This window comes from Bradyrhizobium lablabi, assembly GCF_001440475.1.
GTDB lineage: Bacteria > Pseudomonadota > Alphaproteobacteria > Rhizobiales > Xanthobacteraceae > Bradyrhizobium > Bradyrhizobium lablabi.
The window spans coordinates 86,342-101,045 of the sequence record NZ_LLYB01000109.1; the positions used below are offsets into that span (position 1 = coordinate 86,342).

10 protein-coding genes are annotated in these 14,704 nt (G+C 63.3%); 4 read left to right on the forward strand and 6 right to left on the reverse strand.

The genetic code is table 11. The annotated features are described in order from the left end of the window. Positions 1-44: 44 nt before the first annotated feature. The 4 genes from CQ14_RS31750 to CQ14_RS31765 all read right to left on the reverse strand — a co-directional run bounded on the left by CQ14_RS31750 (position 45) and on the right by CQ14_RS31765 (position 5,994). The gene (locus CQ14_RS31750) at positions 45-599 is read right to left on the reverse strand and encodes a hypothetical protein (protein ID WP_245320667.1); all 555 of its coding nucleotides are present in this window, start codon (positions 597-599) and stop codon (positions 45-47) included. Between the two features lie 272 nt (positions 600-871). Further along, positions 872-1,738, reverse strand: a complete 867-nt coding sequence (locus CQ14_RS31755; RefSeq protein ID WP_245320669.1) for an amidohydrolase family protein — start codon at positions 1,736-1,738, stop codon at positions 872-874. Further along, complete coding sequence (locus CQ14_RS31760; protein WP_057861738.1) at positions 1,735-4,860, reverse strand: efflux RND transporter permease subunit; 3,126 nt, start codon at positions 4,858-4,860, stop codon at positions 1,735-1,737. The genes CQ14_RS31755 and CQ14_RS31760 overlap by 4 nt, the downstream gene beginning before the upstream one ends. 3 nt (positions 4,861-4,863) lie before the next feature. Beyond that, complete coding sequence (locus tag CQ14_RS31765) at positions 4,864-5,994, reverse strand: efflux RND transporter periplasmic adaptor subunit (RefSeq protein WP_057861739.1); 1,131 nt, start codon at positions 5,992-5,994, stop codon at positions 4,864-4,866. Positions 5,995-6,156: 162 nt separating this feature from the next. Between CQ14_RS31765 and xth the strand changes: the two genes are divergently transcribed. Together xth and CQ14_RS31775 are read left to right on the forward strand one after the other, a co-directional pair. Continuing rightward, entirely contained in the window at positions 6,157-6,948 is a 792-nt protein-coding gene (gene xth / locus CQ14_RS31770; RefSeq protein WP_057861740.1) for an exodeoxyribonuclease III, read from the forward strand. Next, a complete protein-coding gene (locus tag CQ14_RS31775) occupies positions 6,945-7,445 on the forward strand; it encodes a GNAT family N-acetyltransferase (RefSeq protein WP_057861741.1) in 501 nt (166 codons plus the stop codon). Before xth ends, CQ14_RS31775 begins: the two co-directional genes overlap by 4 nt. 131 nt (positions 7,446-7,576) lie before the next feature. On the opposite strand, the gene CQ14_RS31780 is transcribed toward CQ14_RS31775, so the two are convergent. Then, entirely contained in the window at positions 7,577-8,422 is an 846-nt protein-coding gene (locus CQ14_RS31780; protein ID WP_057861742.1) for a tetratricopeptide repeat protein, read from the reverse strand. Next, entirely contained in the window at positions 8,409-10,133 is a 1,725-nt protein-coding gene (ilvD, locus tag CQ14_RS31785) for a dihydroxy-acid dehydratase (protein ID WP_057861743.1), read from the reverse strand. The genes CQ14_RS31780 and ilvD overlap by 14 nt, the downstream gene beginning before the upstream one ends. An 878-nt stretch (positions 10,134-11,011) precedes the next feature. Between ilvD and CQ14_RS31790 the strand changes: the two genes are divergently transcribed. After that, complete coding sequence (locus tag CQ14_RS31790) at positions 11,012-11,968, forward strand: calcium-binding protein (protein ID WP_057861744.1); 957 nt, start codon at positions 11,012-11,014, stop codon at positions 11,966-11,968. A 463-nt stretch (positions 11,969-12,431) separates the two neighbouring features. After that, the gene (locus CQ14_RS31795) at positions 12,432-14,642 is read left to right on the forward strand and encodes a lytic transglycosylase domain-containing protein (RefSeq protein ID WP_057861779.1); all 2,211 of its coding nucleotides are present in this window, start codon (positions 12,432-12,434) and stop codon (positions 14,640-14,642) included. Positions 14,643-14,704 lie beyond the last annotated feature (62 nt).

The window sequence follows — 14,704 nt, forward strand, 5'->3', positions numbered from 1 at the left end:
GCGGCACCCTGGAGTGGCGGAGACGCGGCTGCGCATAAGGCCTTTTACGTACCAGGTGTTCTGACGACCAGTTTTATGTTCAAGAGGTTGACGCCCTTGAACGGGTTCGGCGCGCTCTCGATGGTGCCCGTGCCCGTAGCGTTCGCGTAGGCGCCGGTGCCCGAGAGGATCGTATATTCGCCATTTGACCGGCCGTCTTTGACTGCGCCGGTGTAACGTGCCGTAATCGAGCCGTCCTCGAACGTGTAGGTGCTGTAGCCGTAGTAGGGTCCCGAGCCTTTGAGCGAGTCTGCGGAATGGACGAACTCTTTCACCCCGATACGGCCGTCCTTGAAGACGGTGACGCCAAAAAATTTGCCGGACATGACCGTCTGTCCTTCGACGTTTGCGGCCTCTGTTACCTTGACATCGATAGGCTTGACGATGAGCTTGAACTCTAGCACCTGCTCTCCGGCTAGAGCGGTTGACGCCGCAATCGTCAGAGCCACGCCAGAAAGGAAAACGGCGAGAGACTTGCGCATGCGCTCCTCCTGCGTTTGCTGATGTGGAATGCTTGCCGTGCCTCGCCAGCGGCTGACCTTCCCGGGATTGTCCAGCATGCAGGCTCGGACACAACTATAGGTCTTAGCGAGGGAAGAAAGGTTCAGCGCTCGGCCTCGTGCTCAGAAACCGTAACATGATGCCGTCAATGGCCTGGAAGCCTTCCGGAACCTCTCACGCTCTGCCATTTTCCACGATGAACCCCGCCTTCCAGCGTGGGAACCGCCGCGCCGGTTACCCACCGAAAGTCGCTGCACGTCACGTCATCTGTGAATGTCGCTTCGACGACTTTTCGGCTGTAGCTCGCAGGTTTGCGGATTGAGACCTCCGCTCACCGCTCCCCGCCGAACAGCGTCTTCGCATTGCCATGGGCAATCTGCGCCGCGATCTTCGGCGGCAGCTGCGCGAGCCAGGCGCGGTACCCGGCCATGATCTGGCCGTAGCTGTCCCAGCGCTCGCTGATCCAGGTGTCGGAGCCGAGCAGGAAGCGATCCGGAAACCGCTCGAACAGCGCGCGCCATTCGGCGGTCAGCTTGCCGCCGCCGTCGGTGATGCCGCTGCGGTAGGACAGTTCGCCCCACAGCTTCGGATATTTCGTCAGCATCTCCGCGACGCGGTCGGTCGACAGGCCAAAGCCGGTGTGGGCCCAGATGATGCGGGCGCGCGGGTTGTGGCGCATCAGGATTTCGACGGCCACGTCGTCAGCATGGGCATGCAGATAGAGGTCGTGCTCGACCGCGAAATCGACAGTCTTCTTCACCCACTCGGTATCGGCGGCCTTGCCCGAGATGTGGAATTCGCCGATACCGCGGTAATAGCCGCGTTTGAATTCGTCCTGCACGAGATCGAAGATGAAGGGATCGCCGAACCAGGTCTGGATGTCGGCGCGCACCCGGTATGGCCGGATGAAGGGGACGATCTGCAGGCCCTGCGGCTTCGCATCCATCAACGCATGCGTGCCGGTGTTGGGGCGGCTGGTGGCGAGGATGCCGGTGACGCGGTGCTTTCTGAACAGCGCCAGCACCTCGTCGATGCCAAGATGGGGCTTTGGCTCCCAATTGTAGTGCAGATGGGCGTCAAAGATCTCGATCGGCTCGTCAGCCCTCGCCTGCCCGACCGTAACAGCCATCCATGCGAGCGCCACGACGATCGCGGCGCACCGCAAGGCAGATCGCACCACCTGCCTGATGGCGATCATTCGGCGGCGACCACGTGCGGCCGCTCCTCGCCCGGCTCTTCCAGCTGCGGCTCGAGCTTGCGCCGCAGGCGGCGGTCGATGCGGTCCAGATAGATGTAGATCACCGGTGTGATGTACAGCGTCAGGAGCTGCGACAGGCAGAGGCCGCCGACGACCGCAATGCCGAGCGGCTGACGTAGTTCGGCGCCGGCGCCCGCTCCCAGGGCGATCGGCAACGTGCCGAAGATGGCCGCGAACGTCGTCATCATGATGGGCCGGAAGCGCAGCAGGGCCGCCTCACGGATCGCATGCTCGGCGCTTAAGCCCACGCGGCGGCGCTCCAGCGCGAAGTCGACCATCATGATGGCGTTCTTCTTGACGATGCCGACCAGCATCACGATGCCGATCATGGCGATGACCGACATTTCCATCCCGAACAGCATCAACGTCAGGATCGCACCGATACCGGCCGACGGCAGGCCGGAGATGATCGTGATCGGATGGATGAAGCTTTCGTAGAGGATGCCGAGGATGACGAAGGCGGCAAACACCGCCGCGAGGATCAGGACGCCCTGCCCGCGCAGCGAATCCTGGAACACCTGCGCGGTCCCGGAGAAGCCGGTGGCAATCGTCGCCGGCAGATTGGATGCCTGCTCGAGCTCGGTGATCTTGTCGACCGCGTAGCCCAGCGAATAGCCGGGCGCCAGGTTGAAGGAGATCGTTACCGCCGGCTGCTGAGCCTGGTGGTTGATCTGCAGCGGACCCACCGTCGGAACCAGCTTCGCCACCGCCGACAGCGGGATGGTCTGGTTATTCTGCGTCTTCATGTAGAGCTTGGAGAGATCGGACGGATCGACGCGGAACTGCGGCTGGACCTCCAGGATGATCTGGTAGTCGTTCGACGGCATGTAGATGGTGCCGACCTGGCGCGAACCATAGGCGTTGTAGAGCTGGTTGCGGACCTGATCGACGGTGACGCCGTAGACCGCCGCTTTTTCACGATCGATGTCGACCGTCATCTGCGGATTCTTGATGTAGAGGTCGGTGGTGACGTCGAGCAGACCGGGCAGCTTCTCGATCTTGTCGCGCATCTCCGGTGCCAGCCGGTACAGCGACTCGGTGTCGCCGCTCTGCATCACGTACTGATACTGGCTCTTGGAAATCCGGCCGCCGATATTGAGGTTCTGGATCGGCTGGAAGAACGCCTGCATGCCCGGGATCTGGCGAGCCTTGCCGCGCAGCCGGCCGATGATGGCGTTGAGATTGTCGCGTTCCTTTTTCGGCTTCAGCGCGATGAATAGGCGGCCGTAATTCGCCGTCGTATTGGGTCCGCCGGCGCCGACCGTGGAGTTGATGTATTCGATCGCAGGATCGGCCTTCAGCACCTCGACCAGTGCCTGCTGCCGCTCCTTCATCGCCTCGAACGAGGTATCGGTGGCGGCCTCGGTCACGCCGATCAAAAAGCCGGTGTCCTCCTGCGGGAAGAAGCCCTTCGGCACGATCATGTAGAGATAGACGGTACCGCCCAGCGTCGCCAGCGTCACCAGCAGCATCAGGAATTTGCGCGCCAGCACCCAGTCGAGCGTCCACTCATAGGCGCGCAGCCAGGATTCGAACATCCTCTCGAAGACGCGGAGCACGATATTCGGTCGCTTGGTCGCGTCGTGGGCCCGCAGCACACGCGCGCACAGCATCGGCGTCAGCGTCAGCGAGACGAAGCCGGACACGATGATCGCGACCGACACGGTCACGGCGAATTCGCGGAACACCCGGCCGACGATGCCGCCCATCAACAGCACCGGGATGAACACCGCGATCAGCGAGAAGGTGATCGAGATGATGGTGAAGCCGATCTCGCGGGCGCCCTTCAGCGCCGCCTCGAACGGCCGCATGCCGTGCTCGATATGGCGAACGATGTTTTCCAGCATGACGATGGCATCGTCGACCACGAAGCCGACGGAAAGCGTCAACGCCAGCAGCGTCATGTTATTGATGGAATAATCGAGCGCGTACATCACCGCGCAGGTGCCGAACAGCGAGATCGGCACCGCCAGCGCTGGAATGAAGGTCGCGGACGCCGAGCGCAGGAACAGGAAGATCACCAGGATGACCAGCCCGATCGCGATCAGCAGCGTCTCCTCGACGTCGGCCACCGCCTGGCGGATGGAAATGGACCGGTCCATCAGGACGTTGATCGACACCGATGGCGGGATCTGCGCTCGCAACGCCGGGAACTTGGCCAGAATGGAATCGACCACCGCCACCGTATTGGCGTCGGGCTGCTTCTGGATGCCGAGCACGATGGCGCGCTCGTCGTTCAACCAGCTTGCGATCCGCTCGTTCTCGACGCTGTCGTAGATCCGCGCCACCTCGTCCAATTTGACCGGGGAGCCGTTGCGCCAGGCCACCACGATCTGGCGATAGTCCATCGCCTTGTCCATCTGGCCCGAGGCCTGCAGCGCGACGTCCTGTTTCGGCCCGTTCAGCGTGCCGACCGGGGTCGAGGAATTGGCACGGGACACCGCCGTTCTGATGTCCTCGAGCGACAGTCCGCGCGCCGCGGCGGCCTCGGGATCGGCCTGGACGCGAATGGCGAATTTCTGTGCGCCGTAGGCGCTGACCTGGGCGACGCCCGGTAGCTGCGAGAGCGTCTGGCCGATGGTGATGTCGCCGTATTCGTGGACCGCCGACAACGGCAGCGTCGACGAGTTGAGCACGACGAACAGAACAGGGAAGTCGGCCGGGTTCACTTTACGGAAGCTCGGCGGGATAATCATCTCGACCGGCAACCGGCGCTGCGCGATCGTCAACGCGGTCTGCACGTCGAGCGCCGCGGCGTCGATGTTGCGGTTGAGATCGAACTGGATGGTGATGGTGCTGATACCCTGCGACGAGTTCGACGACATCGACGAAATGCCGGCGACCGTCGAGAGCTGGCGCTCGATGACGCCAGCCACGGATGCCGCCATGGTGTCCGCACTCGCGCCCGGCAGCGTCGCGGTCACCGCAATGGTCGGGAAATCGACCCGCGGCAGCGCCGAGACCGGCAGCAGGCGGAAACCGAAAATGCCGAACGCAATGATCGACGCCGTGATCAGCGTCGTCATGACCGGGCGTCGGATGCAGAGTTCGGACAGGGTCATCGGCTATGCCCCGGCCTTCTTGGCCCGCTGCTGGACCAGCGTTCCGTCTGACAACAGCAATTGCCCGTCGACCACGACATCCTCGCCACCGCTAAGGCCTTCCGAGATCACCGACATGCCCTGGGCGGTGCGGTCGACCTTGACCGGCTGGACCTTGGCGACACCGTCCTTGATCATGAAAACGAAATTGCCGCTCTGGCTGCGCTGCACGGCGACCGTCGGCACCACGATCGAATCCTCGGATCGGATGATCAGCTTGGTCGCGACCAGCGTCCCCGGCCACAGCGCCTCCTTCTCGTTGGCCATGATGCCGCGCACGGTGACCATGCCGGTGGTCTGGTCGACGGTGTTCTCGACCATCGCAACCTTGCCGCTTTCGGAATGCTGAGAGCCCGGGATGGTCGCGGTGACGCCGGAGGCGCTCTTGGCCATCGCTTCGCGCAGATCAACCAGCACGCGCTGCGGCACCGTGAAGGTCACGTAGACCGGCGCCATCTGGTTGATGACTGCCAGCGGGGTGGTGTCGGCCGGGCGGACGAAATTGCCGACCTTCACATTGGCGGCACCGATGCGCCCGGAGAACGGCGCGCGGATCGTGGTGTAACTCTTCTGGACCTTCAGATTATCGAGCGCGGCCTGGTCGGCCTTGATGGTGCCGGTCAGGATGTCGGACTGGGTCCTGGCGTTGTCGACATTGACCTGCGTGGTGGCGCCCTTGCCGACGAGGTCGTTGAAGCGGCGCAGGTCGCGCTGCGCGCCCTCGAGCTGCGCCTGATCCTTGGCGAGCACGCCCTCGGCCTGCTCGATCTGCGCGTCGATCTGGCGGCTGTCCAGCGTGAACAGCAGATCGCCTTCGTTTACCTTGGCGCCGTCCTCGAAATGGACCGCGACGATGGTGGTCTCCAGCCGCGACTTCAGCGCGACGCTGGAGATCGGCGTCACCATGCCGATGGCGTCCACATCGACCGGCATCGATTTGCGCTCGGCCTTGGCGAGCTCGACGGAAACCATCCGCGGACGCTGCGGGCCCTGGGCGTTGCTGCTGCCGCCCATCCACGAGGAGCGGGTTATAAAGCCGGCTGCCGTGGCAATGGCGATAGCGCCGACAAGAAGGATTACGGAACGTTTTTTCATATTTTTTCACGCCCGCCAGTCCCCAAAAAGAAAGGACGGGAAGGTCTTCTCCTAGCCCCTTGACGGCGATCTTCGCGCCTTATTTCTAAACGGTTATCACAGCCTCGCTGCACATGGTATGCCACTGCCAGAAAATGTGTAGTTACAATCCCGAGCCATTTCATGCGCGTTGCAACCTGGAACGTTAATTCGATCCGCCAGCGGCTAGAACATCTCCTGACCTGGCTCAGGGAATGCTCGCCCGACATCGTCTGCCTGCAGGAAATCAAATGCGTGGACGATGCGTTCCCGCGGCTGGAAATCGAGGCGCTCGGCTACAACGTCGTCACCCACGGCCAGAAGACCTTCAACGGTGTCGCGCTACTGTCAAAACTGCCGTTCGACGAGACCAAATCCGGCCTGGCCGGCGACGACGAGGACGCCCACGCCAGATTTCTCGAAGGCGTGGTGACGCTCAAGACCGGGGTCATGCGGATCGCCTGCCTTTACCTGCCCAACGGAAACCCGCCGGAAACCGACAAATACCCCTACAAACTCAAATGGATGTCGCGGCTTCTTGAGTATTCGAAGGAGCGGCTTAAGGCGGAAGAACCGCTGGTGCTCGCAGGCGACTTTAACGTCATTCCGGCGGCAGCCGACGTCTATAACCCCGCCGCCTGGAGCAACGACGCCCTATTCCGCCCGCAAACCCGCGAAGCCTTCCAGTCCCTGCTCGGCCTTGGCCTCACCGATGCGCTGCGCACGGTGACCGACGAGCCGGGCCTCTACACTTTCTGGGACTATCAGGCGGGCGCCTGGCAGAAGAACTGGGGCCTGCGAATCGATCATCTCCTGCTGTCGCCGCAGGCAAGCGACCGGCTGACCAATGTCGGCATCGACAGCTATGTGCGCGCCTGGGAGAAGCCGTCCGACCACGTCCCGGTCTGGGCGGATTTCGATCTGGAGACGGCTTGAGCGCGTCAGGCGCAGCGAAGCCGGAAGTTCGGGATGCAGCGCCCGAAGATGCCGCTGCCGCCTGCCACGTACTCAGGGAATCGATCGCGCAATTGTGCGTTGCCGATCACGGCAATGATCCGGTGATCCTGAACGCCTGGCTGGCCAACAAGACGCCGGAAATCGTGGCGGAATGGACAAGGCAGGAGGGAAACTCGCTCCTGCTCGCGGTCGAGCGCGATGCCGTCCTGGCTGTCGGGGCCGTAACCGACGCCGGCGAGATCAGGCTGAACTATGTCGCACCCAATGCGCGGTTTCGCGGCGTCAGCCGTGCCTTGCTGAGGGCGCTCGAAGCCAGAGCCGCCGACCGAGGCAATCGCCGCTGCACGCTCACCAGCACCGAGACCGCGCATCGCTTCTATCAATCGGCAGGGTATATCGATGACGGCGCGCCGACCGGAAAGTTCGGCACGGCTGGCGGCTATCCGATGTCGAAGGAAATTGTCGCGAAGTCGTAGGATGGGCAAAGCCAACGGGTCGCGCGAATGCGCGTCCGATGAAAGGCTCCGCGTGCCCACCATTCACGTCAGCGATTTTGGAGAGATGATGGGCACGGCGCGAAGCGCCTTGCCCACCCTACAATCGCCCGTCAGTCGCGCTTGCCCTGCACCCAGTGCTCGAGCATCTGCAGCGCCGTGGCGCGGTCGTCGTCGGAGGCCTTGGCGAACGCGCGGTTGTAGCTTTCGCGGATCCAGGACTCGTCGGGGGCAGCGTTGTCGCGCGCCAGCGTCAGCCACATCAGGCCGCGGGCGGCCTGCCGCGGCAGCCGGTCGCCGTTGAACAGCATCTGGCCGAGCATGGCCTGCGCCTGATGCTGGCCCTTCTGGGCAGCAAGGCCGAGCCACCGCGCGCCATAGCGGAAGTCGTCCCGCGAGGCGTCCGGGGTCTTCAGATAAAGCCGCGCCAGATCGTATTGCGCGTCGGCATTGCCGAAATAGGACGCGGCATAGGAGAACATCTCCCGGGCGCGATCAGAGTCCGGCTTGATCTTCGAGTTCGGGATGCCGTTGAGGTAGTAGCGTCCCAGCGCCACGAAGGCGTTGGCGACGATCGTGGCCTGCGGCGCCGACGGGCTGTCCTCGGCATGCGCGTTGGCGATACGGCTGAAATATTCGAAGGCGCGCAGATCATCCTGCACGACGCCATCGCCATCGGCATACATCCGGCCGAGCTTCCACTGCGCCACGGGATGGCCGCCCTCAGCGGCGTATTGCAGCGAGTTCAGGGAGGGTGCTGCGACCGTCGTTGCCGTCGGCGCGGCGGGCGGAGCCTTCTTCAGAGCCTGGGCCGTGACGGCCTGCGCGGCAGCCGGCTGGTTCATCATGGGCAGCGTGGCGTCCGGCTTCACCGGCGCGCCATCAAATGCGAATCCGGGAGCCGCCACTGGTGTGGCCCCCAGCATCAACGCAAGAATGATACGCCTAGATGTCCGCATAACACTGTTTCTCGTGCGCACCACCCGGATGGGTCACAGCCCCGTCCACCGCCGGCCCAACTTGTTGGGCATATTTCCACAGCGCACCCGATGTGTGGTTAGTCTGTCGGGGCACCCATTTGGTTTTACGTTCGGCGAGTTCGGCGTCGGTCAATTTTACGTTAAGAGTCCCGACCTCGGCGTCGATCTCGATAATGTCACCATTTTGCAACAGGGCGATCGGACCGCCCACGGCCGCTTCCGGTCCAACATGCCCGATGCAGAAGCCGCGGGTGGCGCCGGAGAACCGGCCGTCGGTGATCAGGGCGACCTTGCCGCCCATCCCCTGCCCGGTCAGCGCCGCCGTGGTCGAGAGCATCTCCCGCATGCCGGGACCGCCGCGCGGCCCCTCGTAGCGGATCACGATGACCTCGCCTTCCTTGTAGGTTCGCTTCTGGACCGAATCGAAGGCGTCCTCTTCCCGATCGAAGCAGCGGGCAGGACCGGTAAATTTCAACTTCGACATGCCCGCGACCTTCACGATCGCACCCTCCGGAGCGAGATTACCCTTCAGCCCGACAACGCCTCCCGTGACGGTGATCGGGTTGTCGGCGGACCGCACCACATCCTGGTGCGGATTCCATTTCACGCTCTTGAGGTTTTCGGCGATCGTACGGCCCGTGACGGTTAGGCAATCTCCGTGCAGGTGGCCATTGTCGAGCAGCGTCTTCATCAGAAGCGGTATGCCGCCAACCTCGAACATGTCTTTGGCAACATAACGGCCCCCCGGCTTCAAATCCGCGACATAAGGAGTCTTTTTGAAGATTTCGGCGACGTCAAATAAGTCAAACTTGATGCCGCACTCATGCGCGATGGCCGGCAGGTGCAGCGCAGCATTGGTCGAGCCGCCGGAGGCGGCAACCACGGCTGCTGCGTTTTCCAGCGAGCGGCGGGTGACGATGTCGCGCGGCCGGATGTTGGCTGCGATCAGCTCCAGAATCTTCTCGCCGGCGGCGGCGCAAAACGCGTCGCGAATCTCGTAAGGCGCTGGCGCGCCAGCCGAATACGGCAGCGCCAGGCCGATCGCCTCGGACACCGTCGCCATGGTGTTGGCGGTGAATTGTGCGCCGCACGCGCCAGCCGACGGACAGGCCACCCGCTCGATTTCGTCGAGGTCAGCATCCGACATTTCGCCGACCGAGTGCTTGCCGACCGCCTCGAACATGTCCTGCACCGTGACCTGCTGGCCGCGGAAATTGCCCGGCAGGATCGAGCCGCCGTAAATGAAGATCGAGGGCACGTTGAGCCGGACCATTGCCATCATCATGCCCGGCAACGATTTGTCGCAGCCGGCCAGCCCGACCAGGGCGTCGTAGGCGTGGCCCCGGACAGTCAGCTCGACCGAATCGGCGATGCATTCGCGCGACGGCAGCGACGAGCGCATGCCGTCATGGCCCATGGCGATGCCGTCGGTCACGGTGATGGTGCAGAATTCGCGGGGGGTGCCGCCGGCGGCCGCGACGCCCTTCTTGACCGCCTGAGCCTGACGCATCAGCGAGATGTTGCAGGGGGCGGCCTCGTTCCAGCAGGACGCGACGCCGACGAAAGGCTGGTGGATCTGCCGGGTGGTCAGACCCATCGCGTAGAGATAGGACCGATGAGGAGCGCGCTCCGGCCCCTCCGTCACATGACGGCTCGGCAACCTCTTCTTGATGTCGGTCTTGGCGTCCATCCGTGGAACCTGTTTCCCAGCCATCTCCTTGTCGGTCTCGGGAGCAATTTCCCGTCGCCTTCGGGCCAATCAGCTTTGAAAGAAATGGTTTCATTGAGGGGTGTGGCTAAATAGCGGCGCAAGCAAGAGGCAGCCGGGGTGGTTAACCAAATGTTCCCTTATTGTTGCAACCTCGCAACAATCGTGGCGCGACGGCAACCATTATTCGGACTTATGAAACCCACGGTGTCGCCATTTTCCGGGGTCCATCCGACCTCGAGGCCAGCGCGAACCCCTATTCGTGAGCGGTTCGCAACCTGAGGGCGATCACAACAGACGTTTCTCCGCTGCAACCTCAGACTGAATTCGGCGTCCCCCCTGCGCGCCGCCGAGAATCGCAAAGCGCGATTCGATCGACGTCGCTGCAGTGATTCCCTGGATCGCCTGGCGCAACTCAAACTGCGAAGCACCGAAAGCTGCATGGCCTGACCTCAATCGCGCCCGAAGCGATCGCGTCAACATTGTGCGGTCGGCACTTTTTGCGTCAGTTTTTCGTCACGCATGATTCCTTGTCGCGATAGGCGCATCAACGAATTGATCTGTTGATACCCGAGATGAAACAACGTCGTACGTAATTTGTCGCAGCGGTTTTGATCGCCGACACAATTCGACGGATGCGCGGAAGATCGGTCGCAGTGATGCCTTTCGCGTCACCATATTGCCCCTGCGAAACGCAAATCCGCCGCGCGCACGTCCAGCCCCGGGCCCGTTTGGCTGTTCATTCTTCGATGCGGGTGAAGGATCCTGCCTCACGTCCTTCCCGCGCGCATCACGCGAGGCTTTCCCAAAGTCCGTGGTCGTTTTTAGTACGTGAGGCCTCTGAGTAAGAGGTTTGAATAATGGCACGCTTCAATCTGAACAGATTCTTCGATGACGGCCGCTTCGAAGATGTTTTCGCCAGGTTCGGCGGCGGCACCGCCGACCATGACCATCTGAACGGGACAACGGGCAACAACACGTTGTCCGGCGGCGCCAAGGAAGACACGCTCGCCGGCATGGCCGGTAACGACACGCTGAACGGCGGCTCCGGGGCCGACAAGGTGTGGGGTGGTTCGGGTAACGACAACCTCGCCGGCGGCTCCGGCAACGACCTTCTCGTCGGCGGCTTCGGCGCCGACCGGATGGATGGCGGCACCGGCAACGACGTGCTGCTCAGCCGCTCGGATGCCGGCGAAATGGTCGCGGCGCAAGACGGCAAGACGCAGATCTTCGCCACCGAATCGGCGGCGTTCAAGGCGGTCAACGACACCATCACCGGCGGCAGCGGGGCTGACACGTTCCGCTTCGAGATGAACGTGAACGCCAAGGACGAGATCGTCGCCAAGCACGTCAATGCTGACGGCACGATCGACTGGGTTGGCGTGACCGGCGAAAACAACGCCACCCACGACCACTGGGTCGACGGCATCGGCAATGACGTGATCCGCGACTTCAACCGCGCCCAGGGCGACAAGATCGAAATCTCCGGCCACACCGCCGAGGTCAAGTCGATCGAGTACAAGGACAGCAATGGTGACGGCAAGAACGACTACAGCGTGATCACCGTCATCAGCCAGCAGGGCAATGCCGGTGCGCATGACGAGGATCTGCTCGGCACCATCACCGTCTACGGCAACCTCGTGAAGCAAAGCGACATTGCCGTGACCCAGACGGTGTATGGCGCCTACGAAAAGGTCGGCGAACTCAACGGCGCGCACTTCCAACTGGAGGACGACGGCGTGCTGGCCAATGGCGGCACCGACGGCGGCCACCACAACGAAGCCACCGCAATGGCCAACATGGCCATGTACGGCTAGGCCGAAAACAACAAGACACAATCACGGACAAGGGCCGCCTCCCGGCCCTTGTTCTCCAGCGTCCGGTGTCGATTGCAGCGTCGCCGGGCGCTGGACTGCGTCGATGCGTTCTCTTTGGGCCACCCGGTAGTGGCCCCGTACGAGCGACATCGCGGATGTTGCTTCCGTCGAGCTACGGCGGACAACGCGTCATCGGGACTACGGTGCTCTGCGGCCAATCCGCCCTGACATCGGCGGCCCCTCGGTCATTGGTCACCCCTTTTGCGGCGGCGAGCAAGTGCGCGCCGCGACGCTGGAACTCGTCGGGTCCCAATCTGCCTCATTTTGCGCGCGTTTGTTGTGCAGAGGTGACAATTGCATCTTGAGGGTTGTGGTATTTTTCGAACAGTTCGAACCACACGCATCGCGCGATCTCGTGGTTTCGACAGTGTTTGTGACGTGGCTTTCGCAGGGGGACCATGGAATGAACCGATGCTTACGCTCGCTATCCTGTTTTTTCACGCTAGCTGGCCTCGCCCTCCTCTCGACGGATGCGAGCGCACGGACCAGCCATAAGCCCCAAGCCCAGAAGGCGCACGAAGCGACCAAGAAGTCGCACGCGGGGAAGCAAGCTCGCCCCGATCGCAGCGCTGCGCTCGGAAAAAATCGGCACGCCAAGCACACTTCCGCGCAACGCAAGGCGAAGCGGCCGGAGGCTCCGCCTGCTCCCAAGGAGGCCATCGCTCCGCTGACGGGCGATCCTGCGCTGGTAAAGGAAGCCATCGATCTCGCGCGCAAGGCAAAGACCGAAGAGGCAACGGACATCAGGAACAGGATCGCGGATCCGGCGGCGCAAAAGCTCGTCGAGTGGTTCATCCTGCGTCACCCGGCCACGATCGCGAATTTCGGCCGTTACGCGGCATTCCTCGCCGCTAATTCGGAATGGCCGAGTGCAGCGTTGCTCCGCCGGCGCGCAGAGGCACGGCTGTGGGAGCAGCGCAGTGACCCGGCGACGGTTCGCGCCTTCACCGGCGATCGGCCCACCAGTGCCAAGGGCAAGTTGGCGCTGGCGCGCGTGCTGCTGGCTGAGGGCGATCGGGACGGCGCGGCCAGGCTGGCGCGCGACGCATGGCGATCGGACGAATTGTCGGAGCGCCTGGAGACGGATGTGCTCGAGACGTTCCGTGACCTTCTCAATCGCGATGACCACCGCGCGCGCATGGACAGGCGCATCGGCGCCAAGGATCTCGCCGGCGCGAAGCGCGCCGCGCGGCGCCTTGGCGACGACGAGCTTGCGATCGTGAAGGCCTGTGCCGCGGTCAAGGGAAAAGCGGACAAGGCGAAGGATGCACTCGACGATGTCGCGGTCGAGGCACGGCAGGATCTCGGCTACACCCTTTGCCACATCCAGTGGATGCTCGCCCAGAACCGCATTGACGATGCAGCCCACCTGATGCTGGCCGCGGCTCCCGAGACCATGGCGCTGCAGGAAACCGATCAATGGTGGCGCGAGCGGCGCTCTCTCGCCCGCAAGCTGCTCGATGACGGCAAGTTCCAGACCGCCTACCAGGTGATCCGCCCCGCCGCGCTGCCGGCCAATGAATACTACCGGTCCGACTTCCACTTCATGTGCGGCTGGATCGCCCTGCGCTACCTCGACGACCCCGCCACCGCGGCCCGCCATTTCGCCCGCATCGATGAGGGACAGGTCAATCCGACCGTGCTGTCGCGGGCGCACTATTGGCGCGGGCGCGCCGCCGAAGCCCTCGGCCAGAAAGATGCGATGCGCTCGAGCTACGAAGCGGCCGCACGCTATCCTACCGCTTATTACGGGCAGCTTGCGCGCGCCAGGCTCGGCCGTGACCAGATCGAACTACGTGCGCCCTCGCCCGTTCTTGCGGCCGCCGATGCGCCGGCTACTGACGAACGCGTGCGCGCCGCCGACATGCTCTACGAGATCGGCGAGCGCGACGTCGTGCTCTATTTTGCCGCCGATCTCGGCGAACAAAGCTCCGATGTTACCCTGCTCGAAGCGCTGGGCGAGCTCACCGGCCGCCGCAACGACGCCCGCGCGATGCTGCAGGTCGGAAAGCCCTCACTCGGCCGCGGACTGCCGCTTGACCATTACGCGTTTCCCATCATCGGGATTCCACCGCACCGCCAGCACGCCCCCGAAATCGAGCACAGCATCATCTATTCGGTGGCGCGCACGGAGAGTGCGTTCGACCAGCGCGACAAGTCCGCGGCAAATGCAGTCGGGCTGATGCAGGTGACGCCGGAAGCCGGACGCGATACCGCCAAGCGTTTTGGCGTCAGCTATGACTGGGACCGGTTGGTTTCCGACCCGGTCTACAACACGCAGATGGGCGCCGCCGAACTAAGCGCGCTGCTGAGCGAATACAAGGGCAATCACATCATGACCTTTGCCGGCTACAATGCCGGCCGGGGCCGGGTGCGGGACTGGGTCAAGGCCTATGGCGATCCGCGTGACCCCAAGGTCGATGCGGTCGACTGGGTCGAGCGCATTCCGTTTTCGGAGACGCGGAACTATGTCCAGCGCGTGATGGAGAATTTGGCGGTCTACCGCGTGCGGTTTGAGAACAACGCCGCCGTGGCCTCGAAGACCGACCAGCGCGCCAATACGCGGGAGGTGAATGCGGCGCCGGTGCCGGCGGCAAGCGCGGCGCAACAATAAGCTCACCGCATCGATAGGCCATGTGCGGTCTGCCGAATAGCAGATGCGCCGGCCAGTCAGAG